This window comes from Ornithinimicrobium sp. F0845 (assembly GCF_023015765.1).
In the GTDB taxonomy this organism is placed as follows: domain Bacteria; phylum Actinomycetota; class Actinomycetes; order Actinomycetales; family Dermatophilaceae; genus Ornithinicoccus.
This window is the reverse complement of the sequence record NZ_JALKAL010000007.1, coordinates 156373-180047: the sequence shown is the minus strand read 5'-3', so window position 1 is coordinate 180047 and position 23675 is coordinate 156373. Positions and strand designations below refer to the sequence as shown.

The window sequence follows — 23675 nt, the reverse complement described above, 5'->3', positions numbered from 1 at the left end:
TGGGTTATTTCTATGTCACCCGAAGCGGGTAGCGCAAGGGGTTCGGCGAGAATTTCTTCAGTCAATTTTCTGTGCACAGGTTTGTGCACAGGAATGCGTCCTTTTCCACCGGATCCCGCCCCTTATCCACCGGCGGTCCACAGGACACTGTGGACACGGCATACTGGCGCGGTGGTCACCTCGCAGGCCCCGGCCGCCGGGCACGCCCTCGCGGTGCTCAAGCTGCTCAGCCGGCACGCCGGGCCGATGCCCGCCGCCTCGATCGCCCGGTCGCTCGGCCTGCCGAGGTCCAGCACCTACCGCCTCCTCGGCGTCCTGGCGGACCAGGGCTTCGTGACCCACCTGCCCGAGGAGCGGCGTTACGGGCTGGGCGTCGCGGCCTTCGAGCTCGGGTCGGCCTACTCCCGGCAGGAGCCGATGCAGCGCCTCGCCCGGCCGCTCCTGACCAGGCTCGCCGACCGGACCGGGCACAACGCCCACCTCGTCGTCCTGCACGGACGGGACGTGCTCTACGTCATCGAGGAGCGCGTCGTCGGCCGGCCCTCCCTGGTCACCGACGTCGGAGTCCGGCTGCCCGCGACGCTGACGGCCAGCGGCCTGGCGATCCTGGCGGCGCTGCCGGCCGCCCAGGTCCGCGCGCTCTATCCGTCGGCGGAGGCCTTCGTCCAACGCCACGGGCAGGGGCCGACCTCACTCAGCCGGCTCCGCCGGATCCTCACGGACGTGCGGGCGGCCGGTTTTGCGACGGAGTCGGACTCGGTCACGCCGGGCCTGGCCTCGGTGGCCTCGGCCGCCAAGGAGCACAACGACCACCCGGTCGCCGGGATCGCGGTCACCTATCCCGTGGGCGAGGTCGACGAGGCCGGCCGGGCCGAGCTGGTGGCGGCCACCCGGTGGTGCGCGGGCGAGCTGACGCGGCGGCTGGGCGGCTCCGCCGAGAGCTGACGGCACGGCCTCCGGCCGACGGGAGTATGCCGTGGGGGCGCCGTCGGTCGGCCCCGTAGGGTCGGGGTATGCGCGCCATCACCATTCCCGAGCCCGGCGAGGCCGACGCCCTCGTGCTCGCAGACGTCCCCGCCCCGCAGGTGCGGGCCGGGGAGGTGCTGATCGACGTCGTCACGGCCGGTGTCAACCGGGCGGACGTCATGCAGCGCAAGGGCTTCTACCCGCCGCCCGAGGGGGCCTCGGAGTATCCGGGTCTCGAGGTCAGCGGCACTATCAGCGAGCTCGGCGACGGTGTGGACGGCTGGCAGGTCGGTGACCCGGTGTGCGCGCTGCTCAGCGGTGGTGGGTATGCCGAGCAGGTCGCCGTCCCCGCAGGGCAGGTCCTGCCGGTGCCGGAGGGCGTCGACGTGGCCGAGGCCGCGGCGCTGCCCGAGGTGGCCTGCACCGTGTGGAGCAACGTCTTCCTCACCGCCAACCTGCAGCCCGGTGAGGTGCTGCTGGTCCACGGCGGGTCCAGCGGCATCGGCACCATGGCGATCCAGCTCGCCCGCGAGGTCGGAGCGCGTGTGGGCGTCACCGCCGGGTCGCAGGACAAGCTCGCCGCCTGCGCCGAGCTCGGCGCGGAGATCCTGGTCAACTACAGGGAGCAGGACTTCGTGGAGGAGCTCCGGGCGGCCACCGAGGGCCACGGGGCCGACGTGATCCTGGACGTCGTCGGCGCCAAGTACCTGGACCGCAACACCGACCTGCTCGCCGAGAACGGTCGGTTGGTGGTCATCGGGCTTCAGGGTGGCGCCAAGGCCGAGCTCGACCTGCGGCGGCTGCTGGCTAAGCGTGCCGCCGTCATCGCCACGTCCCTGCGGGCCCGCCCGGCGGCGGAGAAGGCCACGATCGTCGCGGCGGTGCGCGAGCACGTCTGGCCCCTGGTCGCGGCCGGTCGGGTGAAGCCGATCGTCCACCAGCGCTTCCCGCTGGAGCAGGCCGCCGAGGCCCACCGGCTGATGGAGACAAGCAGCCACATCGGGAAGATCCTGCTCGACGTTGGCAGGATGGAAGCATGACCGAGAACCAGCCGCCGGAATCCGTCGCCCCGAAGCCAGAGGGAGAGTCTCCCGCCCCCGAGGACGGCAGTCCCCAGGCCCCCGAGGAGCGCAGTCCCCAGGCCCCCGAGGACCGCAGTCCCCAGGACCAGGGCGACGGGCAGCAGCGCCGGGTCGTGGTGGTCACCCAGGACGGGATGGGCGTGGCCGAGCCCGAGGACGGCCAGGAGTCCGCCCGCCGCAAGCCCTCCGAGCTGGTCGAGCAGCCGGCCAAGGTGATGCGGTTGGGCACGATGGTCAAGCAGTTGCTCGAGGAGGTCCGTGAGGCGCCGCTCGACGAGGCCGGGCGGGCCCGCCTGGCGGAGATCCACCGCCGCTCCATCACCGAGCTCGAGCAGGGGCTCGCCCCCGAGCTGGTCGAGGAGCTGGAGAGGATCACCCTGCCGCTGACCGACACCGCGCCGAGCGAGGCCGAGCTCCGGATCGCCCAGGCACAGCTGGTGGGGTGGCTGGAGGGGCTGTTCCACGGCATCCAGACCGCGATCGTCGCCCAGCAGATGGCCGCCCAGCAGCAGCTGCAGCAGATCCGGCTGGCGCTCCCGGGCGGGTCCGTCGTCCCGGGCCAGGCTCCCGGGCAGGTCCCGGGCGCCCCCGGAAGGCCGGGGCAACCGGGCGTCGGTGGAGACGAGGAGACCGGCCCCACGGGCCAGTACCTCTGACCCTGGCGCGGGGCCCTGCCCTGGGCATGTCTGTCCACAGGCGGGTGTGGACACGGCGTGGATAAGGGCCTGAAACCGGTGGAAAAGTGGTGCGCGACGTGGATAAACCTGTGGACAAAGAAATTCGTCGAAAAATCTTTGCCAAACCCCTTGCGGAACCTTTCCCGGTGACCTAGAAATGTCTCACGCCATCCCGCAAGGGACGGTGGGATACACCGGAAAAGGTGATCCATCCGACGGGTTCGCTCGTCGCACCAGCCCAGGTGACGGGGCGGGTGGGATCACGGAAGCCGGTGGGATCGACAGGACCGTCACCCTTGACCCTGTCACCCGAAGGGCCCTTTGGCACTCATACTGCCGAAGGGCCCTTCACCTGTCCCCTGGCTACCAGCGGCCGACGAGCGCAGCGACGAGAGCGACGACCAGCAGCAGCGCAAGGATCACCCGCGTGGTGGCGGAGTGCCCACCCCGCGGCCGGCGTGAGGTGGTCGAGGACGCGGGGCGTCGTGTGCCGCGAAGCTCCCACGGCACCTGCTCCGCGCCCCGCCCCTCCTGCGCGGCGCGGTAGGCCTCGTCCAGCCTGCGGTCGCCGAGCCCGTTGCGCAGACCGGGGTGCATGGCGCGCATGTCGTGGTCCGGGTCGTGTGTCATCTCCTACCTCCTGACCCCAGTCTGCCTGCACGACGCGCCACGACCACGTGAGAGGCGACGTTGTCCCACATGTGGGACACCAAGAGGTCATGACCGCTGGTCGGGCGGTCCTGGGCACGGTGGAATGTCACCATGAGCCGCACCGCCACCCCCGACGCCCCGTCCACCGTCTCGATCGAGGCAGGGCCCCTGAGTCCCGCCGAGGTGGTCGCCGTGGCCCGGCACGGCGTGCCGGTCGAGATCTCTGCCGAGGCGCTGGAGGGCATCGCCGCCAGCCGCGCGGTGATCGAGGCGCTGGCCGAGGACCCGGTCCCGCACTACGGCATCTCGACCGGCTTCGGCGCCCTGGCCACCAAGCACATCCCCGCCGAGCTGCGCGCCCAGCTGCAGCGCAGCCTGGTCCGCAGCCACGCCGCCGGGTCCGGTCCGGAGGTCGAGCGCGAGGTGGTGCGCGCGACCATGCTGCTGCGACTGTCCACGCTCGCCACCGGCCGCACCGGCGTCCGCGTCGAGACCGCGCAGGCCTATGCCGCGCTGCTCAACGCGGGCATCACACCGGTCGTCCACGAGTACGGCTCGCTCGGCTGTTCCGGCGACCTCGCCCCGCTCGCCCACTGCGCTCTCGCGGTCATGGGCGAGGGTCTGGTGCGCAACGACGACGGCGACATCACCGAGGCCGCCGAGGCGCTTGCCGCTGCCGGGATCGAGCCGGTCCAGCTCGCCGAGAAGGAGGGGCTGGCCCTCATCAACGGCACCGACGGGATGCTCGGCCAGCTCGTCCTGGCCCTCGCCGACCTGGACACCCTGCTCGCGACCGCCGACGTCGCGGCCGCGATGAGCGTCGAGGGTCTGCTCGGCACGGACGACGTCTTCGCCGCCGACCTCCAGGCGCTCCGTCCCCACCCCGGCCAGGCACTGTCCGCCGCGAACCTGCGCGCCCTGATGGCGGACAGCGCCATCCGGGAGAGTCACCGCGACCCCGAGGCGTGCACCCGCGTGCAGGACGCCTACTCCCTGCGCTGCAGCCCCCAGGTGCACGGTGCCGCCCGCGACACGATGAGCCACTGCGCCACCGTGGCCGGTCGCGAGTTGGCCGCGGCCGTCGACAATCCGGTCGTCACCCCCGACGGCCGCGTCGAGTCCAACGGCAACTTCCACGGCGCACCGGTCGCCTACGTCCTGGACTTCCTGGCGATCGTGGCGGCCGACGTGGCCAGCATCTCTGAGCGCCGCACCGACCGGTTCCTGGACGTCGCACGCAACCACGGCCTCAACCCGTTCCTGGCCGACGACCCCGGTGTCGACTCCGGGCACATGATCGCGCAGTACACCCAGGCGGCCATCGTCTCCGAGCTCAAGCGCCTGGCCAACCCGGCCAGCGTCGACTCGATCCCGAGCTCGGCCATGCAGGAGGACCACGTCTCCATGGGGTGGTCCGCCGCCCGCAAGCTGCGCCGCTCCGTCGACGGCCTCACCCGGGTCCTCGCCGTCGAGGTGCTCACCGCCGCCCGCGCCCTGGATCTGCGGGCACCCCTCACGCCGGCCCCCGCGACCGCTGCGGTGGTCTCGCTGCTGCGCACCGGCCACGTGCCCGGTGAGGGCACCGAGGAGATCGAGGGCGCTGGCTACGACCCGGTCCAGGGCCCCGGCCCGGACCGCTTCCTCGCCCCCGAGATCGAGACGGTGGTCGACCTGGTCGCCGACGGCGCGGTCCGCCGCGCCGCCGAGTCAGTCACCGGCCCCCTCCACTGACCCCCCAATTTTCATAGTGGTTTTGTCGGCCGGGCCCGCATTTTCGTAGTGGTTTTGCCGATCGTCCGAGATCACCGACGCACCCACCGACCACCGGAACCTGACCCGCAGACCCAGCCTCACGACATACTCAAAGGAGAGCACCATGGAAGGCGCCCGCCCCGTCCGCGCAGCACGCGGCACCACCCTCACCGCGCGCAGCTGGGCCACCGAGGCCCCGCTGCGGATGCTGATGAACAACCTCGACCCCGAGGTGGCCGAGCGGCCGGACGACCTCGTCGTCTACGGCGGGACCGGCCGTGCCGCGCGGGACTGGAAGTCCTTCGACGCCATGGTCCGCACGCTCACCACGTTGCGCGAGGACGAGACCATGCTGGTGCAGTCCGGCCGGCCCGTCGGTGTCTTCCAGACCCACGAGTGGGCCCCGCGCGTGCTGATCGCCAACTCCAACCTGGTGCCGGACTGGGCGACCTGGCCGGAGTTCCGCCGCCTGGAGCACCTCGGGCTGACCATGTACGGCCAGATGACCGCCGGCTCCTGGATCTACATCGGCACGCAGGGGATCCTCCAGGGCACCTATGAGACGTTTGCGGCCATCGCCGCCAAGAAGTTCAACGACACCCTCGCGGGCACGCTGACCCTGACCGGCGGCTGCGGTGGCATGGGGGGTGCGCAGCCGCTGGCCGTGACCCTCAACGGCGGCGTCTGCCTGATCGTGGACGTCGACGAGTCGCGGCTGCGGCGCCGGGTGAAGAGCCGCTATCTGGACGAGGTCGCCGACTCCCTGGACGCCGGCGTCGAGCGGGCGCTGGCCGCCAAGGAGGCGCACGAGGCCGTCTCCATCGGCGTCGTCGGCAACGCTGCTGAGGTCTTCCCCGAGCTGCTGCGCCGTGGCGTGGCCATCGACATCGTGACCGACCAGACCTCCGCGCACGACCCGCTGTCCTACCTGCCCGAGGGCGTGGCGCTGGGGGAGTGGGCGGAGTATGCCGAGAAGAAGCCCGAGGAGTTCACCGACCGGGCGCAGGCGTCGATGGCCAAGCACGTCGAGGCGATGGTCGGGTTCCTGGACGGCGGGGCCGAGGTCTTCGACTACGGCAACTCGATCCGGGACGAGGCGCGCAAGGGTGGCTTCGAGCGGGCCTTCGACTTCCCGGGGTTCGTGCCGGCCTACATCCGGCCGCTGTTCTGCGAGGGCAAGGGCCCGTTCCGGTGGGCCGCGCTGTCCGGCAACCCGGCCGACATCGCCGCGACCGACCGGGCGGTGATGGACCTGTTCCCGGACAACGACCACCTGCAGAAGTGGCTGCGTGGGGCGGGGGAGAAGGTCGCCTTCGAGGGGCTGCCGGCGCGGATCTGCTGGCTCGGCTACGGCGAGCGGGACAAGGCGGGCCTGAAGTTCAACGACATGGTCGCCCGCGGCGAGGTGGAGGCGCCGATCGTGATCGGGCGCGACCACCTGGACTGCGGCTCGGTCGCCAGCCCCTACCGCGAGACCGAGTCGATGGCCGACGGCTCCGACGCGATCGCCGACTGGCCGCTGCTGAACGCGTTGGTCAACACCTCCTCCGGCGCCTCGTGGGTGTCGCTGCACCATGGCGGTGGCGTCGGGATCGGCCGCTCGATGCACGCCGGCCAGGTCTCCCTCGCGGACGGGACCGAGCTGGCCGCGCAGAAGCTGGCCCGGGTGCTGACCAACGACCCGGGCATGGGCGTGATCCGGCACGTGGACGCCGGTTACGACCTGGCCGAGGAGGTCGCCGACGAGCGCGGCGTGCGGGTGCCGATGCGCGAGGAGTGAGTATGCCGTGGGCTCGCCTCGGCGGGGCCTCGTACCTGAGCAGTGGTGAGCGCCTCGATCAGCAACCGCCGTTCGAACGTGAGATGCGAACGCGCACGCAGCACCCGGATGGTGTCGGAGGAGCCTGACCGCCGGGCCCGGCACAGGCCGTGCCGACTGCTGTGGACAACGTCTGACCCCGCAGGCTGAGATCATGCACGCTGGCCCCCATGAACCGGGAGGGGCACCATGGGGACCATGAGCATGACCGAGGTGGGCATCTACACGGTCGAGGACCTGCATGCCTATCGCGAGCAGCGGGACGACATGACAGTCCAGCTCATCGAGGGTGAGCTGGTCGTGTCACCGAGCCCGAGCGTCGTCCATCAGGTCGTCCACTCGCGGTTGTTCGGCGTCCTCCTGGCCGCGGCCCCGGGGAGGGTCCTCGTGCTGTCTGCCCCGCTCGACGTGAGGGCGGGGGAGAGCACTGTCGTGCAGCCTGACATCCTCGTGATCGACGACGTCGATCGTCGCGGTGCTGAGGTCACGACCCCGCCCATCCTCGCGGTGGAGATCCTGTCGCCGTCGAGTCGGCGCACCGACCTGGTGCGCAAGCCAGAGGTGTTGTCCGAGTTCGGGGTCGAGCACTATTGGGTGGTCGACCCGGTGCACCCGGCCATCCGGCCGTTCCGATTGGTCGGCGGGACCTACGAGTCAGGTCAGGTCGTGCTGGGCGACGACCTTTTCGAGATCGCGGTGCCGTTCCCGGTGAGTTTCCGTCCGGCTGATCTTGCGCGCTGACCGCGAGGGTGTGGACAACTCCTGAGGTGGTGTGCCGCTCTGTGTCACGGTGGACGCCATGAATCGGGAGGGGCACCATGGAGACCATGAGCATGACCGAGGTCGGCATCTACACGGTCGAGGACCTGTATGCGTACCGGGAACAGCGGGACGACATGACCGTCCAGCTCATCGAGGGTGAGCTGGTCGTGTCACCGAGCCCCGGTGTGACCCATCAAGTCGTCAGTAGCGAGCTCTTCGTCGTTCTCGCGCGGGCGGTCCCGGAAAGCCTTCGGGTGCTCGCCGCCCCGCTCGACCTGCTCGCGGGGGAGCGCAGCATGCTGCAGCCCGATCTCATGGTCGTCCCGCGGGAGGTGCGGTCCGGGAAGTACGTGGCACAGCCACCAGTGCTGGCGGTGGAGATCCTGTCGCCGTCGAGCCGTCGCACCGACCTGGTGCGCAAGCCCGAGGTGCTGGGCCGGTTCGGGGTCGAGCACTACTGGGTGGTCGATCCGCTGCACCCGGCGATCCGCGTCTTCCGGCTGGTCGGTGAGACCTACGAGTCGGATCAGGTCGTCCAGGGCGACGGCCTTTTCGAGACTGACGCGCCCTTCCCGGTGAGCTTCCGGCCCGCCGACCTGGCGCGCTGAGGTCGACGGCGCGGGCACACTGGGGCGGTGAGCCTCACCTCGGTCTATCAGCGCCTCGTCCGTGCCGACCGCAGTGACCAGTCGCGCGACGAGCAGCGCGAGGTGGCGGCCAACGGCACGCGCCAGATCGTCGCGGAGGCGCTCCAGGCCACGGGCGACCAGGTGGTCAACGCCAAGACCGTGCTGCCGTGGCTGTTCGCCGCTCTCGGGGTGCCCGCCGGCCTGACCGGTCTGCTGGTGCCGATCCGGGAGTCCGGGTCGATGCTGCCGCAGGCGGCGCTGGCCCCGTGGGTCGAGCGGACCCGCCGCCGCCGACACCTCTGGGTGCTCGGGGCCGCCGGCCAGGCGTTGGGAGCAGCCAGTATGTCGGGTGCTGCCGCAGTCCTGGACGGTCTCGTTGCGGGGCTGGTCATCCTGGTGGCGCTCGCGGTCTTCGCCCTGGCCAGGGCACTCACCTCACTGGCCGGCAAGGATGTGCTGGGCCGCACCGTGCCCAAGGGCGAGCGGGGTCAGATCACCGGCGTGACCACGGTCCTGTCCGGCGCGGTCGCGATCAGCCTGGGTGTCGGCATACGGCTGCTCGGCGGTGACGGGGCCGGTGCCGGTGTGCTCGCCTGGCTCCTCGCGATCGCCGCCGTGCTCTGGGTGCTGGCACTGGTGGTCTTCCTCGGGATCCGTGAGCCGGACGAGGAGCCGACCCCCGGCACCGAGACCTCGGGCTGGGCCGGGCGTGCGGTGGCGCTGCTGCGCGAGGACCGCACCTTCCGGCGGTTCGTCCTGGCCCGCACCCTGCTGCTGGTCTCGGCGCTGAGCCCGCCCTTCGTGGTGGCGCTCGCGGCGCAGTCCGGCGGCGGCGGGCTGTCCGGGCTCGGCCCATTCGTGATCGCCCAGGGCATCGCCGGGCTCATCGGTGGCCGGACCTTCGGGCGCCTGGCCGACCGGTCCTCGCGGGACCTGATGGTCTGGGGTGCTGGGGCAGCATCCGCGGTGATCGCGGGGTTCCTGCTCCTGCTCCTGGTGCCCGCGCTGCGCGAGGGGTGGTGGCTCTATCCGGTGACCTACCTGCTGCTGGCCCTGACCCACACCGGGGTGCGGGTGGCGCGCAAGACCTATGTGGTCGACCTGGCCGAGGGCGACCAGCGCACGGAGTATGTCGCGGTCGCCAACACCGCGATGGGGGTCCTCCTGCTGGTGGCCGGGGCGCTTTCGGGAGGTCTGGCGCTCCTGGGTGAGGAGGTCGCCCTGCTCTTCCTCGGCATACTCGGTCTGGGTGGGGTGCTCGTGAGTCGGACCCTGCCCGAGGTCAGTCGCGGTGCGACGTAGCTGCCCCTGATGGGTGCCTGACCAGGGTTCGGTGAATGACAGTCAGTGTGGGAGGGGCACGTCCAGGTCGTAGGCCACGACGATGGCCCGTGCCAGGGCGGGCTCCTCGCGGTCGTGGAGAAACCCGATGGTGCGGCCCAGGAGCTCGGACCGGATGGTGAGGACGTTGTCCAGCGAGACCGCCGAGGGGTGCTCAAGCCCGTTCCCGGGCCCGATGGGGACCTCGCTGGCGAGGCCTTTGACCGTGGAGGTGATCGGAGCGACAGTCACTTTCGACATCGTGCCCCTGGCTGCTTCCCTGGTCAGCACGAGGACCGGTCGCGTCGTGTCCAGTCGGGCCAGGCAGATCTCACGCATCGGCTAGTCCTCGGTCACGGCGTGGGGGACTGTCCAGGCGACGAGGTCGTCAAGGTCGTCCTCTGGCCCGACGGCACGCAGGATCTCCGCGTCCCGCTCGGCCAGCTGACGGCGGATCTCGCGCTCCAGCGCGGAACTCACCACGGATGCGCGACTGGACGCCCGACCCTCGGCGACAGTGCGGTCGAGAAAAGCCACGAGCTCGTCCGGCAGTCGGATCGCGATCTGCTTGGTCATGAGACCAGCATACCTAACTACATCCCGGATTGGGATGCACCGCTTGGATGCACGGGATGAGCCCGCCCCCGGGCGAGCTCAGGCGCCGGACACGACCGAGGGCGGAGGCGCCTGGCGGTACTGCTGCGGACTCATCCCGTAGGCCCGCTTGAACGCCGTGCTCAACGAGAACGGCGTCCCGTAGCCGACCTGTCGGGCGATGGCCGCGACCGTCGCGTCCGAGGAGGTCAGCCGGTCTGCCGCCAGGGCCAGTCGCCAGCTCGCGAGATAGCTCATCGGAGGCTCGCCCACGGTGCCGGTGAACCGCCGCCCCAGCGAGGCCCGCGAGACGCCGACCCGCTCGGCCAGCTCCTCGACGGTCCAGGGGTGGGCGACGTCGCGGTGCAGCAGCGTCAGGGCCGCCCCGACCGCCGGGTCCTGCTGGGCGCGAAACCACCCGGGGGCCTGGTCCGCCTGCGCGGTGAACCAGCTGCGCAGCGTCGAGATCAGCAGCACGTCGAGCAGCCGGTCGAGCAGGGCCCGCTGGCCGGGCGACTCGACGGCCAGCTCGGCGACGAGCACGTCCAGCAGCGGGTTGCCCGCGTCCCCGGGATCGTGCACCGCGACCCGGGGCAGCGCCGACAGCAACGGCCGGCTCGCCTCGCCGTGGCCCTCGTAGGAGCCCACCAGGATCTGCGCGGCGCCGCCGGGGACACCCCAGGTGCGCACGCCCAAGGAGCGTTCGTCCCACAGGCCGCGGCCGTCCGCGACGCTGGTGCAGCGGCCACCCGGATAGACCACGACATCGGGCAGTATGCCGGGGGTGTCGGTCACCGTGTAGTGCTCCGGTCCGCGGACGACCACCACGCCGCCCTCCGGGACCGCGACGGGTTCGGCGTCGTCGGGGCGCACCCACAGCGAGCTGTGCAGGGGTGCGATCAGGGTGAGCGGCGCGTCGTCCTCGATGCGCAGGGACCACGGCGGGTCCAGCACGGCCCGCAGCAGGAACGCGCCGCGGGCCCGCGGTCCGTCGAGCAGGGCCTCGAGGACATCCACAGCCATCAGGCTATCGGCGTCCGCCAAGTCGCCCATCAGGCCGACAGGGCCACGTGCCGGTGCAGGAGACCGTCCTCGTCGAGCTGGGCCACGAGGAAGTCGGCGACCTGCCCACGGGAGATCTTCAGCGCCAGGCCCCGGGCGTCGGTGCCGAAGCCGTGCCGGACCCCCTCGACCGCCTGGTCGGTGAAGGCGCTGGGCCGCACGATCGTCCAGTCCAGGCCGCTGGAGGTGACGACCTCCTCCTGCCGCACGTGGTCGGCATACGCCTGGCGCAGCAGCGCCCCGAACATCGCGTAGCGCCACAGCAGGTTCAGGTTGTCCCGGCTCGCGCCGACGCCGAGCGTCGACTGGCAGATGATCCGGCGGACGCCGACGTCGTGCATCGCCTCGACCACAGCACGGGTGCCCGCCTCGCGGACGGTCCCGTGCCGGCCGTTGCCGAGGGTGATGATCACGGCGTCGGCGCCCACCAGGGCCGTGCGGCAGTCGGCCGGGTCGGTGACATCGCCCTCCACGACGCGGAGGTGCTCGTGCTCCTGCCGGACCTTCGCGGCGTCGCGAGTGTGGGCGGTGACGGTGTGCCCGGCGGCGAGGGCACGGTCGACGACCAGGGAGCCGACGCTGCCGGTGGCTCCGAAGACGGTGAGGTGCATGAGGAGTCTCCTTCGTGATGGGTGGTGGGAGCGGGGGGAGTATGGCGAGTGGTCGGGTCAGGCGGCCCGGTGCGTCAGGAGCAGGGTGACCAACAGGCAGACGAGGGACGCGACCGAGGTGACGGTGCGGGCGAGGTTCCACCGCACCCACCGACTCTCAAAGGCCTCCCGGAGGGCCGCCGCGGCCGGAAACTCCGGCGCGGCCTGCTGGACCCGGGCGTTGAGCGGCAGGTGGATCGTCACGGTGATCGCCAGGGTGACGACGATGAGGGCCACCGCGATGCTCAGCCAGAGGAGGACGGCCCCGCCCTCCGGCAGGTGCAGGAGCAGCGCGGCGAGCGCCAGGACCGGGCTGCCCAGGAAGGCCAGGCCCATCCAGGGGTTCGCGACGGCCGCGTCGATGCGCTGGAAGCCCCGGAGAGAGTCGGTGTCACCGAGGGTGCCCAGCCCGGGCATGACCGAGTGCGCGAAGGCGTAGAGCAGCCCGGCGGTCAGTCCGGTGGTCAGTGTCGCTCCGACGAGTGAGGCGTCGGCCCAGAAGGTGCTCATGACTCAAGGGAACCGTGCACTGGGGCGCCCTGGCCATGGCTGACCTGCTCCACGGCATACTCCAGACGCTCATATCGGCGGGCGACTTGACTCCACCCCCCGGTGGTCGCGCAGGGTGGAGGTGTCCGAGGCGCGTGCGCATTGCCCCGCGAGGTGGTCGTAAGCGTCGACGTCGGCAGCCGCCGGCGACCGCACCGAAGACAGGAGTCGCACATGCTCACCATTTCCGAGAACGCCCAGGCCGTCGTCAAGGGTCTGACCGACGCCGAGGAGCTCCCCGACACCGCTGGCCTGCGCCTGGCGCTCGGCCCCGACCAGGGTCGGCTGGAGGTGAGCGTCGTCCCGGAGCCGCAGCCCACCGACGTGTCGGTCGAGGCGGGCACCGGCCACGTCTACCTCGCCGAGGACGCCGCCCCGATGCTGGAGGGGCAGATGCTGGACGCCGCGCAGACCGAGGAGGGCGTGGGCTTCACGCTCACCCCGCAGGCCTGACCCGATCGCTGGCGTCCGCCCCCGCACCACGGGGCGGGCGCCAGTATCGTGGCGGGATGGCTGAGGAGAGCGCGATCGCGGCGGTCGAGGCCGCCGGTCTGGAGTATGCCGTGACGCGCCACGGGCGGGTCCGGAGCCTGGAGGAGGCGGCGGCTGCCCGCGGTGTCGAGCCGGGCGACCTGATCAAGACGCTGGTCGTGCGGCGGGCCGAGGGCGACTACCTGTTCGTGCTGGTTCCCGGCGGCCGCGAGATCTCCTGGCCCAAGCTGCGCGCCCTGCTCGGTGTCAGCCGCCTGTCGATGCCGGACGCCGACACGGCGCTGGCCGCGACCGGATACGAGCGGGGGACGATCACGCCGTTCGGGTCGACCACGGCCTGGCCGGTCATCGCCGACACCCTGGTGGCCGAGCCGGACCGGCCCATCTCGATGGGCGGCGGCGCGCACGGGGTGGGCCTCACCGTGGCCTCCGGTGCGGCCCTGCTGGCCCTCGGCGCGCAGGTCGCCGACGTGACCGCCGAGGGCTAGACCAGGTTGCCGTCCCACGTCGATTCCGACACTGTGGAGAGGCTGGTCAAGTGATACGCGCTCCCTGAGCGGGGGCTGAGAGGCAATGGTGGCTACGGAGACGACGCCCACCGAGGAGAGCACCGACGCACGCCGCGAGGAGGAGCGGCCCACCGCGGAGACCGAGCACGAGCTGCTCGAGCACATGTTCAGCACCGCCGAGGAGGCCGGCCACCACGGTGGCGGTGTCGACCGGGTGATCTTCGGCGTGGCCTCCGTCATCGCGGTGGCGTTCGTGGCCTGGGGCTTCCTGGGCACCGAGTCGCTCGGCAGCTCGGCCGAGACGGCGCTGGGGTGGGCGATGCGCAACACCGGGTGGGTCTTCGTGCTCCTGGCCTCGATGTTCGTCGTGTTCGTGCTGTGGCTGGCGGCGAGCCGCTACGGCACCATCCCGCTCGGCAAGGACGACGAGAAGCCGGAGTTCCGGACCATCTCCTGGATCGCGATGATGTTCAGCGCCGGGATGGGCATCGGCCTCATGTTCTACGGCGTCGCCGAGCCGCTCTACCACTACATCGTGCCGCCCGGCACCGCCTACGACCCGGCCAACTACGTCGGCGCGGACGGCCTGCTCCAGACCCCGGCCCAGCAGGCGGCCGCCCTCGAGCAGGCGATGGCGACCACGATCTTCCACTGGTCGCTGCACCCCTGGGCGATCTACGCCGTGGTCGGGATCGCGGTGGCCTACAGCACCTTCCGCAAGGGACGCCCGCAGCTGATCTCCTCGGTCTTCGAGCCCCTGCTCGGGCAGGAGCGCACCAACGGCTGGGTCGGCAAGGTCATCAACATCCTGGCCATCTTCGCCACCCTCTTCGGGTCGGCCGCCTCGCTGGGCCTGGGCGCCCTGCAGATCGGTGGTGGGCTCACCTTCAACGGCTGGTTCGGCACGGTCGGCACGCCGGTGCTGGTCGTGATCATCGCGATCCTGACCTGTGCGTTCATCGCCTCCGCGGTCTCCGGCGTGGCCAAGGGCATCCAGTGGCTGTCCAACACCAACATGGTGCTGGCGCTGCTGCTGGCGGTCTTCGTCTTCCTCGTGGGCCCGACCGTCGCGATCCTCAACATCGTGCCGACCTCGATCGGTCAGTACTTCACCGATCTCACGGAGATGGCCTCGCGGACCAACGCCAGCGGCGGCGACGCGATGGACGCCTGGCTGGCCGGATGGACCGTCTTCTACTGGGCCTGGTGGGTGTCGTGGACGCCGTTCGTGGGCATGTTCCTGGCCCGGATCAGCCGTGGTCGCACCATCCGCGAGTTCGTGACCGGCGTGATCCTGGTGCCGAGCATCGTCAGCGTCATCTGGTTCGCCGTCTTCGGCGGTGCGGCCATCCGCATCCAGGAGGCCACGGGTGCCATCGCGGACACCTCGGCCCCCGTCGAGGTCGGACCGCTCTCCTTCGACCTGGCGCTGTTCAGCATGCTGGACCAGCTGCCGCTCGCCGGCATCACCAGCGTCCTGGTGATGGTCCTGGTCGGCATCTTCTTCGTCTCGGGCGCCGACGCGGCGTCCATGGTGATGGGCTCGCTGTCCGAGCGGGGGACGCTGGAGCCCTCGCGCAGGACCGTGATCTTCTGGGGTGCCCTCACCGGGGGCGTGGCCGCGGTGATGCTCATGGCCGGCACGGGGGACAACCCCAGTGCCGCGCTCAACGGGCTCAAGAACATCACCATCCTGTCGGCGCTGCCGTTCGTCCTGGTGATGGCCGGCCTGTGTCTGGCGCTGCACATGGACCTGCGCAACGACCCGATGATGCGGCGCCGCGAGAAGGCCGTCGACATGCTCCGGCAGGCGGTGGTGACGGGCGTGGCGACGCACGGCGACGAGGAGATCGCCATCGTCGTCGAGCACTCCGAGAACGGCGTGCCCGATCTCAAGCAGCTCAGCGCCGGCCCGCTGAAGGAGCCCGCGTCGGTGACCGGTGCACCGCCCACGGCGCGCACCGACGCCGGCCCTGACCCAGCGTCGGTGACCGGTGCACCGCCGACGGCGCGCACCGACGCCGGCCCTGACCGAGCGCCCGGCGAGGACACCGACTCCAATTCGTCCTGACCCGGCTCCCGGCCCATGAGCCCGCACGCGGGCCGGTGCCCGTGCGTCAGCCGACGAAGCCCGACTCGAAGGCCGCCACCACCGCCTGCGTGCGGTCGCGCACCGCGAGCTTGGCCAGCAGGGACCGCACGTGGGTCTTGACGGTCTCCTGCCCGAGATAGAGCTCCCCGGCGATCTCGGCGTTGGACAGGCCGCGGGCGAGCAGCCGCAGCACCTCGGCCTCCCGGTCGGAGAGCTCGGGCAGCTGCCTCGCGGACGCGGGTCGGGCCGCACGCACCAGGTCGCGGATCGCCTCCGGGAAGAGCAGCCCGTCGGTGCTGGCGACCGTGCGCACGGCGTGCACGAGCTGGTCGGCGCCGGCCCGCTTGAGCAGGAACCCGTGCGCCCCGGCCTCCAGCGCCTCCATGACATAGGAGTCGTGCTCGAACGTCGTGACCACCAGCACGCGCGGCGCCGGGTCCAGCCGCAGCAGGCGCCGCGTGGCCTCGATCCCGTCGACCCGGGGCATCCGCACGTCCATCACCACGACGTCCGGAGCCAGCGACCGGGTCCGGGTCAGCGCCTCGGCCCCGTCGGCCGCCTGCCCCACCACCTCCAGGTCCGGCTCGGCGCCGAGGATCGCCGCGAAGCCGGAGCGCACCATCGCGTCGTCGTCGACGACGAGCACCCGGGTCATGAGACCTCCCGCGCCGGGATCCTGGCGACCAGCCGCCACCCGTCCTGACCGTCGACCCTCGCGGGTCCTGCGTCCAGGCTGCCGCCCACCAGGGCCAGCCGCTCACGCATCCCGACCAGGCCGCGCCCGCCCGAGTGAGTCGTCGGGGCGTCGGCTGGCACCGGGTTCTCCAGCAGCACCTCGATCCAGCCGTCCCGCAGCCGCACGTGTCCGCTGGGGTCTGCGGAGCCGTGCCGGCGGGCGTTGCTCACGGCCTCCTGCACGACCCGGTATGCCGTGTGCCCGGCCTGCTCCGCGACCTCACCGTCGAGGTCGGTCCGGACGGTCCCCGAGCCGGCGGGGCCGAACGGAGCCAGCAGTGCCTGCAGCGCGTGGCGCGACTCCACCCCCGCCGAGCGCGTCGCGTGGCGGGAGTCGACCCCCGCCGAGCTCGACTCCACCCCCGCCGAGCGCGTTGCGTGGCGGGACTCCGCCCCCGTGCGCAGGGTGCCGAGCACCTCGTCCAGCTCGGCGACCGCCGCCCGCGTGGTCACCGAGATCTGCTCCAGCGCCTCCCGGGCGAAGCCGGGATCTGCACCGGCGACCCGAGCACCTGCCTCGGCCTGCACCCCGATCGCCGTCAGCGCGTGCCCCACGGAGTCGTGCAGCTCGCGCGCCAGCTCGTGGGCACGCAGCAGCTCGCGCCGCTGGTGCTCGGCGTGCGCCAGCCGGTCCTGCGCGGTCGGCCCGAGCATCGGCCGGGCGAGGCGCCGGAGCAGGACGACCAGCAGCGGCTGGACCAGGAGTCCCGCTGCCGCCACCAGCAGCCCGAGTGGCACCAGCACGAGCGGAGGCAGGTCGTCCAGCCCGGAGGGCAGCAGCGCGGCTGAGTCGTCGCTGAACGCCAGGACGACCATCGCCAGGCCCTGGGGCAGGCACCACAGCAGGGCCAGCAGGGACAGCCCGCCCAGCACGATGACGGCGCTCGCCCACACCGGGCCCCGGCCGCGGGCGCCCCACGAGGTGGTGTCCACCGGCTCCGGCAGCTCGACGTCGAGCAGGGCGCGGGCCAGCGCCACCTCGGCCGGGCGCACCGGTGGCGTGAGCAGCAGCCACCCGACCAGGGCGAGGGTCAGCAGCACCAGGGCCGCCATCGTGATCTGCACCGGGCCGGAGGTGTGGACGACCGTCTGGCTGAACCCGAAGACCAGCCAGGCCACCAGAGCCGCGCAGGCACCGCCCACCAGGAGGTGGAGCAGTCCCTTCGTCCAGCGGGTGACCATGTCCCCATCCTCCCAGCCCGTGGCCCGCACCTGCTCACCCGAGCGAGGGAGCAGGACCACCAGTGCGGGTGAGGCGAGCGTCGGCATACTGCGGGGACGGTGGTCTCATGAACACGCGACAGACCTCTTCACCCACTCACCCGACCACCATGCCCTCTGCCCGGAACGCGTCCACCGCGGACCTGCCACCCGTGGGGCCGGCCCGCCGCTCGCTGGCGGCGTTCGCGGCGGTGATGACCCTGCCCTACCTGGTGCTCAAGATCGCCTGGCTGTCCGGCTCGCGGGTCGGTCTGCAGGACCCCGAGTTCGGCCACGGCGCGGGGCTGACGCTGCTCAACAGTCTCACCATGGGGCTCGACGTCGTGGCGCTCGTCCTGGCCGGGGTCTTCTTCTTCCGCCGCGGCATCCGGGCGCCGCTGTGGCTGGTGCTGCCGCCGATGTGGATCGGCGCCGGTCTGCTCGGCCAGATCCTCGTGACGCTGCCGATCAACCTGGTCTGGCAGGCGGTCAGCCCGGCACAGCCCACGACCGGGGAGGTGCCGCCGATCGACGGCTGGGTCTACGGGATGGTGTATGCCGGGTTCGCCGGCCTGGGCATCGGGCTGCTCGGTGCCTTCGCGATCTACGGCTGGCAGCGGTGGGGCGGGCGCCCGCTCCCCGTGGCGGGCCCGAGGTCCCGTGCGGCGCTGCGGGCCGCGGCTGCGCTCGCCGTGCTGGCCGGTGCAGCCCACCTCGTGCTCTCCGACGTGCCGCTGAGCAACCGGCTCGTCGACCTCGTGATCAGCGGCGTCGCCGCCTTGGCGCTGATGGGCCTGACGCGGCCCGGTGCGGGGCGCGTCACCGTGGTCGCGGCGTTCGTGGGCACCGGTGCGCTGGCCGCGTGGGGCACCTTCCTGGCGGTCACCCTGCTCGTGCCGAACGACCTGGTCGGCCAGGCCTCGGTCGACTGGGCCACGGTTGGTGCCTCGTTGCTGCGGGCCGTGGCTGGGTTCGCCGGTGTCGGGGCGCTGGCCCTGCGGCTGCGCGGCCGGTGATGGGGGCGCTACCGCCCGGAGGCCGGGCGGTTAGAAACCGAAGGCCTTCCACCGTCCCTCGGAGACCACCTCGACCGTGCCGTCGACGACCGTGATGGCCGTCTGCTCGTCGATGGCGTAGGCGGGAGCGCCGAGGTGTGCGGCCCACCGCTCCGCCTCGGCCAGGGTGTTGGTCGGGAAGGCGTCCAGGTGCGGGAAGATCGAGAAGTCCACCACCCCGAGGGTCCGGTCGTCGGGTGCGTCGGACCACTCGACGAAGAGGGTGCCGATGCGGGGCGTCAGCACCATGCTCCCGGCGCTGACGCCGACCCACACCGTGTCGGTCAGCGAGTCGAGTTCGTCGGCCAGGCCGGACGCCCGCATCCAGTGGCACAGGTAGGTCGCATCGCCGCCGTCGACGAGGAGGACGTCGGCCTGCCGGACCCACGGGAGCCAGCGTTGTGCACCGATCGTGGGCAGCGCGGTGAGCTCGAGGACACCGAGCGATCCCCAGCCGAGGCCGGTCAGCTGCTGCCATCGGTCGCCGGCCGCGACCAGTCCCTGCACCGAGGCCGGTCCGCACGCCGGGTGCCCCCACTGCGCGGTCGGCACGACCAGGGCATGGGACTCGGCAACCGGTTGGCCCAGGAGGCGGTCGAGGGCGGCGTGGATGCTCGAGTTGGTCACGCCACCGGAGGTCAGCAGCAGCTTCACGCTGCCACTGTGCCATGCTGCGGCACATGCTTCTCGTGCTCTTCGGTCCGCCGGCCGTGGGCAAGATGACCATAGGCCGGGCGGTCGCGGAGAGCAGCTCCTTCCGCCTGTTCCACAACCACATGACGATCGAGCCCCTGCTGGAGACCTTCGGCTACGGCACCCCTCCCTTCACCACGCTCAACCGGGAGTTCCGGCGGCGCGTGCTGGAGGAGGCGGCCAGGCATGACGTCGACCTGATCTTCTCCGTCGTCTGGGCGCTCGACAGCCAGGACGATCTGGTGGAGGTGGAGGACTACGTCGGCATCTTCGAGCGCGTCGCCTTCGTCGAGCTGCGAGCCGACCTGGACACCCGGCTGGCTCGCAACCGCACGGAGGAACGGCTCCTGCACAAGGCGTCGAAGCGGGACCTCGAGTGGTCCGACGACAACGTTCGGCAGATGGAGGCCACGTGGCAGATGACCTCGGCCGACGGTGACCATGTGGCGAGCGAGCTCCTCGACCAGCACCCGCACCTCGTCCTCGACACCGTTGGGGTGTCCCCGGCGGAGTCCGCAGCCAGCATCATCGAGTGGGTCGACACCCTCCGGTGACCCGATGCCTCCTGCTGGGCGGCTGCCCGGCTCGACGTGGAGCGGCTGGCGGCCTGGCACCTCACCGAGCGATGCGACATATCGTGCGCCGAGTGCGGTCCCTGACGCACGCCGCACAATATGTCGCATCGCTCAGGGACGCGCAGACGGGACCGAGTCGATATGTACAGTTCACTGCAGATTTTGTACAATTGGCGCATGTCAGCCATTTCCGCCTCTGAGGCACGCAAGAGATTTGCCGCCGTCATTGAGACCGCGCAGCACGAGGCGGTCTTCGTTGAGCGCCGGGGCGAGACTGAGGCAGTCGTGATCAGCCCTGCGGAATACCACCGACTGATGGAAGCGGCGGAGGAGGCGGAGGATGTCGCTGCCTTCGACGCAGCGATGGCCGAAGAGGGCCCGAACATCCCGTGGGAGCAGGTTAAGACCGACCTCGGGTGGTGACTGGTGGCGTATGAGATCGAGGTGCGACCCGCCGCCCTACGCGCGCTGAAACGCATCGATCGACAGCACCAGGCCCGCATCCGTGGAGCCATCGCTCTGTTGGCTGCCGATCCGAGACCGCCCGGAGCAAGGGCACTCCGCGGTCGGGACGGCCTGCGCATCCGCGTCGGCAACTACCGCATCATCTACACGGTGGAGGACACCAGACTGCTCGTCGTGGTCGTCACGCTCGGCCATCGTCGTGATGTCTACGAGCGATGAGCCTCGCGGTCGGCAGCGGTGTCGAGTTCCGCGGGCCTCATCGGCCGCCTTCCGCTGGAAGACGAGCGTCGTGCATAGACGAACAGCAGCAGCATCGCTCAGGGACGCGCAGGCTTCTCGGCCGAGGCAGCCACTGCCCGCGCCAGCCGGGCGGCGGTGTCGTCCAGGGCGGACCGCAGCTCGGGCGGGCTGATCACCTCGAAGTCGGCCTCGAAGAGCAGTAGCCACCCGGCCAGGGACGGGTAGGACCAGGAGCCGACGTCGACCAGGCACGACTCCTCGTCCACCGCCGTGACGCTGCCCTGGTAGGGCGGCACCCACTGGGTGACCAGCGAGGCAGGCGCCCGCATCAGGACCGTCCCACGGACCTGCCAGGGCGAGGCCGACTCAGGGGGTCGCACCAGCTCGGCGACCCGCTCGTCGGTCAGCTCCCGCGGCGTGAACCGCGGCCCGGTCGGCACGCGGGGAGTCAGCCGGTCGACCCGGAAGGTGCGCCAGTCGTCGCGCTCGAGGTCCCAGGCGACGAGATACCAGCGGCGTCCCCAGCTCACCAGCCGGTGCGGCTCGACCCGCCGGACCGACTCGACCCCGTCCTTGGCGGTGTAGCCGAACCGCAGCACCTCGTGGTCCCGGCAGGCGGTGCCCACCGCGAGCAGCCGCTGGGCGTCGACCGGTGGCGGACCCGCACTGGAACCCACGGCGGTGACCTGCAGCGCGTCGACCCGGTGGCGCAACCGCGAGGGCATGACCTGCCGGATCGTGGTGAGCGCCCGCAGGGAGGCCTCCTCGATCCCGCCGATGCTGCCCGCCGCGGTCTGCAGGGCGACCGCGACGGCGACGGCCTGGTCGTCGTCGAACAGCATCGGCGGCAGGTCCGACCCCGGTGCCAGGCGGTAGCCGCCGTCGGGTCCCTTGGTCGTCTGGACCGGGTAGCCCATCTCCCGCAGCCGGTCCACGTCCCGCCGGACCGTGCGGGCACTCACCTCGAGCCGTCCGGCCAGGTCGGAGCCGCTCCAGTCGCGCCTGGCCTGCAGCAGGGACAGGAGAGTGAGCAGGCGTCCTGCGGGTGTGGGCATCTCAGATCCTCCCGGTCAGTCGCTGTGCCGCATCGACCGGATGCCCAGCCAGAGACCGACGACGGCGGTCAGCCCCGCGGCCACGAAGCCCCAGAGCACCGCGGGCGCCCCGAGGTCACCGGCGAACAGCGCCCGCTCCGCGTCGACGATGTAGGTCAGCGGGTTGACCTTGGCCAGCGCCTGCATCCAGCCCGGCCCGCCCTCCAGCGGCAGCAGCATGCCGGACAGGATCATCAGCGGGAACACGAGGGTCTGCTGGACGATCCAGAACATCCAGTCCTGCTTGCGCACGGCCAGCGCGAGGGCATAGCTCAGCGAGCTGATCCCGACGCCCAGCACCGCGAGCAGCGCCAGGCCGAGCACCGCGCCGACCGGATAGAGGGTGAACCCGAACGGCAGCATGACCAGGACGATGATCAGCGCCTGGACGACGAGGGTGACGATCTCCTTGAGCGCCCGGCCGACCAGCAGCGAGGAGCGGCCCAGCGGGGTCACCAGCATCCGCTCGTGGGCGCCGGTCTGCAGCTCGAAGAGCAGGTTGGCGCCGACGGTGCTGGAGCCGAACAGCGAGATCATCACGATGATCGCGGGGACGAACCACTGCCACACGCTCCCGCCGGGCACCCCGGCCTCCAGGTTGCCGACCAGCAGAGGCCCGAACAGGCCGAGGAAGAACAGCGGCTGGATCAGCGAGAAGATCACCGAGAACGGGTCGCCCAGCACCGGCCTCAGCTCGCGCGCCAGCACGATGCCGGTGTCGCGGGCCAGCGAACGCCGGGGCGGCTCGGTGGTCGGCTCGGCCGTCGGGGCGGGGGACTGGGTCAGGGTCGTGGTGCTCATGCTGCGGCCTCCTCGGCCTCGTGGGTGGCGCCGGTCTCGCGCAGGCTGCGGCCGGTGAGGGTCAGGAAGACGTCGTCCAGGGTGGGTCGCCGGACCTGGATGTCGGCGAGCAGTATGCCGTGTGCGTCCGCCGCGCGGACCAGCTCCGCGACGCGGGTGGACCCGGCCGCGACACCGGCGGTGACGGTCGCGCCAGCGACCTCGACCTGCCCCGTGCCCGTCCAGGAGGAGAGCAGCTCGGCCAGCCGCACGGCATACTCCGTGCCGCCGGCGGTGACGGTCAGCCGGTCACCGGCGTGCTGGCTCTTGAGCCGCTCGGGGGTGTCGTCGGCGATGATGCTGCCGTGGTCGACGATGACCACGCGCTCGGCCATGGCGTCCGCCTCGTCCAGGTAGTGGGTGGTCAGCAGCAGCGTCATCGCCCGCTCCCGGCGCAGCTGCCCGATGTGCTCCCAGAGGTTGGCGCGGTTGTGCGGGTCGAGCCCGGTGGACGGCTCGTCGAGCACGAGCAGCTCGGGCGCGTGCATCAGGCCCATCGCGACGTCGAGCCGGCGGCGCTGACCGCCGGAGAGGTCGGAGACCTTGGTCCGCTCCTTGCCGGCCAGGTCGAGCCCGTCCATGAGCTCCTGGGCCCTGGCGCGGGACTCCCGGCGGCCCAGGCCGAAGGTGACGCCCTGGCTGTAGAGCTCGTCCAGGGCGCGCTGCCCGTGCCCGGCCCCGTTGCCCTGGCCGACGTAGCCCAGGCGCCGCCGCACCTGCGCCGGGTCGCGCTGCACGTCGAAGCCCGCCACCCGTGCCGTGCCCGCGGTCGGCGTGGTCAGGGTGGTGAGCATCCGCATCGTGGTCGTCTTGCCCGCCCCGTTGGGGCCGAGCACGGCGACGGTCTCGCCGCGCTCGACGTGCAGGTCGATGCCGCGCACGGCGTGCACCGTCTCCTTGTGGCCGACGAAGTCCTTCGTCAGTCCCTCCGCGTGGATCATGTCCGCGTCCTTCCGTTGGTGGTGCGGTCATCTCCCACGGTAGAGAGGGTAGCGGACAGGCTCTGTCCTCTATTTCTTCTTGATGCGACTTCTCGGAGAGAAGAGCCGGAGAGGCGCTGTCGCGGCTGCCACGGCGAAGGTCACCCGCAGATGGTCCGGCCACGACAGGTGTCCCGTCCGTGGGACACCACTGCGATCGTCCGCACCGCCGCACGGCCGCCCGCCCCTCTA

The 23675-nt window shown here is 71.6% G+C and carries 27 protein-coding genes; 15 read left to right on the top strand and 12 right to left on the bottom strand.

The window, feature by feature from the left end:
• Nucleotides 1-171: 171 nt before the first annotated feature.
• From MWU75_RS12040 to MWU75_RS12030, 3 genes are all read left to right on the top strand, one after another.
• Complete coding sequence (locus MWU75_RS12040; RefSeq protein WP_247090958.1) at nt 172-945, top strand: IclR family transcriptional regulator; 774 nt, start codon at nt 172-174, stop codon at nt 943-945.
• Between the two features lie 68 nt (nt 946-1013).
• Entirely contained in the window at nt 1014-2006 is a 993-nt protein-coding gene (locus tag MWU75_RS12035; RefSeq protein ID WP_247090956.1) for an NAD(P)H-quinone oxidoreductase, read from the top strand.
• The gene (locus MWU75_RS12030) at nt 2003-2704 is read left to right on the top strand and encodes a bacterial proteasome activator family protein (RefSeq protein WP_281497152.1); all 702 of its coding nucleotides are present in this window, start codon (nt 2003-2005) and stop codon (nt 2702-2704) included. Before MWU75_RS12035 ends, MWU75_RS12030 begins: the two co-directional genes overlap by 4 nt.
• Nucleotides 2705-3088: 384 nt before the next feature.
• Here the strand turns inward: MWU75_RS12030 and MWU75_RS12025 are convergent, their stop codons facing one another.
• Entirely contained in the window at nt 3089-3355 is a 267-nt protein-coding gene (locus MWU75_RS12025) for a hypothetical protein (protein WP_247090954.1), read from the bottom strand.
• Nucleotides 3356-3487: 132 nt separating this feature from the next.
• Here MWU75_RS12025 and hutH point away from each other — a divergent pair, with 132 nt between their 5' ends.
• The 5 genes from hutH (at nt 3488) to MWU75_RS12000 (ending at nt 9640) form a co-directional block, all read left to right on the top strand.
• On the top strand, nt 3488-5107 hold the full coding sequence (gene hutH, locus MWU75_RS12020; RefSeq protein ID WP_247090952.1) for a histidine ammonia-lyase: 1620 nt from the start codon (nt 3488-3490) through the stop codon (nt 5105-5107).
• 145 nt (nt 5108-5252) lie between these two features.
• On the top strand, nt 5253-6908 hold the full coding sequence (gene hutU / locus MWU75_RS12015) for a urocanate hydratase (protein ID WP_247090950.1): 1656 nt from the start codon (nt 5253-5255) through the stop codon (nt 6906-6908).
• A gap of 237 nt (nt 6909-7145) precedes the next feature.
• Nucleotides 7146-7688 carry a Uma2 family endonuclease gene (locus MWU75_RS12010; protein WP_247090948.1) on the top strand — a complete coding sequence of 181 codons (543 nt, stop codon included), beginning with the start codon at nt 7146-7148 and terminating at the stop codon, nt 7686-7688.
• A gap of 86 nt (nt 7689-7774) precedes the next feature.
• A complete protein-coding gene (locus MWU75_RS12005) occupies nt 7775-8317 on the top strand; it encodes a Uma2 family endonuclease (protein WP_247090946.1) in 543 nt (180 codons plus the stop codon).
• Nucleotides 8318-8344: 27 nt separating this feature from the next.
• Complete coding sequence (locus MWU75_RS12000; RefSeq protein WP_247090944.1) at nt 8345-9640, top strand: MFS transporter; 1296 nt, start codon at nt 8345-8347, stop codon at nt 9638-9640.
• Between the two features lie 42 nt (nt 9641-9682).
• Here the strand turns inward: MWU75_RS12000 and MWU75_RS11995 are convergent, their stop codons facing one another.
• The 5 genes from MWU75_RS11995 to MWU75_RS11975 form a co-directional block, all read right to left on the bottom strand.
• Nucleotides 9683-9997, bottom strand: coding sequence for a type II toxin-antitoxin system PemK/MazF family toxin (locus MWU75_RS11995; RefSeq protein ID WP_247090942.1), 315 nt, complete (start codon nt 9995-9997; stop codon nt 9683-9685).
• 3 nt (nt 9998-10000) lie between these two features.
• Nucleotides 10001-10234, bottom strand: a complete 234-nt coding sequence (locus MWU75_RS11990) for a YlcI/YnfO family protein (protein WP_247091229.1) — start codon at nt 10232-10234, stop codon at nt 10001-10003.
• A gap of 78 nt (nt 10235-10312) precedes the next feature.
• On the bottom strand, nt 10313-11269 hold the full coding sequence (locus MWU75_RS11985) for an AraC family transcriptional regulator (RefSeq protein WP_247090940.1): 957 nt from the start codon (nt 11267-11269) through the stop codon (nt 10313-10315).
• A 35-nt stretch (nt 11270-11304) separates the two neighbouring features.
• The gene (locus MWU75_RS11980) at nt 11305-11925 is read right to left on the bottom strand and encodes an SDR family oxidoreductase (RefSeq protein WP_247090938.1); all 621 of its coding nucleotides are present in this window, start codon (nt 11923-11925) and stop codon (nt 11305-11307) included.
• A 57-nt stretch (nt 11926-11982) separates the two neighbouring features.
• Complete coding sequence (locus tag MWU75_RS11975) at nt 11983-12474, bottom strand: anthrone oxygenase family protein (protein ID WP_247090936.1); 492 nt, start codon at nt 12472-12474, stop codon at nt 11983-11985.
• 213 nt (nt 12475-12687) lie between these two features.
• On the opposite strand from MWU75_RS11975, the gene MWU75_RS11970 reads away from it, so the two are divergent.
• From MWU75_RS11970 to MWU75_RS11960, 3 genes are all read left to right on the top strand, one after another.
• Entirely contained in the window at nt 12688-12966 is a 279-nt protein-coding gene (locus MWU75_RS11970; protein WP_247090934.1) for a hypothetical protein, read from the top strand.
• Between the two features lie 56 nt (nt 12967-13022).
• The gene (locus MWU75_RS11965; RefSeq protein WP_247090932.1) at nt 13023-13493 is read left to right on the top strand and encodes a YbaK/EbsC family protein; all 471 of its coding nucleotides are present in this window, start codon (nt 13023-13025) and stop codon (nt 13491-13493) included.
• 184 nt (nt 13494-13677) lie between these two features.
• Nucleotides 13678-15585, top strand: a complete 1908-nt coding sequence (locus MWU75_RS11960) for a BCCT family transporter (protein ID WP_247091220.1) — start codon at nt 13678-13680, stop codon at nt 15583-15585.
• A gap of 46 nt (nt 15586-15631) precedes the next feature.
• Here MWU75_RS11960 and MWU75_RS11955 read toward each other — a convergent pair whose 3' ends face one another.
• Nucleotides 15632-16261, bottom strand: coding sequence for a response regulator transcription factor (locus MWU75_RS11955; protein WP_247090930.1), 630 nt, complete (start codon nt 16259-16261; stop codon nt 15632-15634).
• Entirely contained in the window at nt 16258-17610 is a 1353-nt protein-coding gene (locus tag MWU75_RS11950; protein ID WP_247090927.1) for a histidine kinase, read from the bottom strand. Before MWU75_RS11950 ends, MWU75_RS11955 begins: the two co-directional genes overlap by 4 nt.
• A 62-nt stretch (nt 17611-17672) precedes the next feature.
• Between MWU75_RS11950 and MWU75_RS11945 the strand changes: the two genes are divergently transcribed.
• Nucleotides 17673-18557, top strand: coding sequence for a hypothetical protein (locus MWU75_RS11945; RefSeq protein WP_247090925.1), 885 nt, complete (start codon nt 17673-17675; stop codon nt 18555-18557).
• Nucleotides 18558-18587: 30 nt separating this feature from the next.
• Here the strand turns inward: MWU75_RS11945 and MWU75_RS11940 are convergent, their stop codons facing one another.
• Nucleotides 18588-19250 (bottom strand): Type 1 glutamine amidotransferase-like domain-containing protein, encoded by a 663-nt coding sequence (locus MWU75_RS11940; protein WP_247090923.1) that lies wholly within the window; start codon nt 19248-19250, stop codon nt 18588-18590.
• Between the two features lie 26 nt (nt 19251-19276).
• Between MWU75_RS11940 and MWU75_RS11935 the strand changes: the two genes are divergently transcribed.
• The 3 genes from MWU75_RS11935 to MWU75_RS11925 all read left to right on the top strand — a co-directional run bounded on the left by MWU75_RS11935 (nt 19277) and on the right by MWU75_RS11925 (nt 20548).
• A complete protein-coding gene (locus MWU75_RS11935) occupies nt 19277-19843 on the top strand; it encodes an AAA family ATPase (protein WP_247090921.1) in 567 nt (188 codons plus the stop codon).
• Between the two features lie 198 nt (nt 19844-20041).
• Complete coding sequence (locus MWU75_RS11930; RefSeq protein WP_247090919.1) at nt 20042-20287, top strand: type II toxin-antitoxin system Phd/YefM family antitoxin; 246 nt, start codon at nt 20042-20044, stop codon at nt 20285-20287.
• A 3-nt stretch (nt 20288-20290) separates the two neighbouring features.
• Nucleotides 20291-20548 (top strand): type II toxin-antitoxin system RelE/ParE family toxin, encoded by a 258-nt coding sequence (locus tag MWU75_RS11925; protein ID WP_247090917.1) that lies wholly within the window; start codon nt 20291-20293, stop codon nt 20546-20548.
• Between the two features lie 98 nt (nt 20549-20646).
• Here the strand turns inward: MWU75_RS11925 and MWU75_RS11920 are convergent, their stop codons facing one another.
• The 3 genes from MWU75_RS11920 to MWU75_RS11910 are packed head-to-tail and all read right to left on the bottom strand — an operon-like array spanning nt 20647 to nt 23444.
• Nucleotides 20647-21624 (bottom strand): YafY family protein, encoded by a 978-nt coding sequence (locus MWU75_RS11920; RefSeq protein ID WP_247090915.1) that lies wholly within the window; start codon nt 21622-21624, stop codon nt 20647-20649.
• A 15-nt stretch (nt 21625-21639) separates the two neighbouring features.
• Nucleotides 21640-22464 carry an ABC transporter permease gene (locus MWU75_RS11915; RefSeq protein ID WP_247090913.1) on the bottom strand — a complete coding sequence of 275 codons (825 nt, stop codon included), beginning with the start codon at nt 22462-22464 and terminating at the stop codon, nt 21640-21642.
• Nucleotides 22461-23444, bottom strand: a complete 984-nt coding sequence (locus MWU75_RS11910) for an ATP-binding cassette domain-containing protein (protein ID WP_247090911.1) — start codon at nt 23442-23444, stop codon at nt 22461-22463. The genes MWU75_RS11915 and MWU75_RS11910 overlap by 4 nt, the downstream gene beginning before the upstream one ends.
• Nucleotides 23445-23675 lie beyond the last annotated feature (231 nt).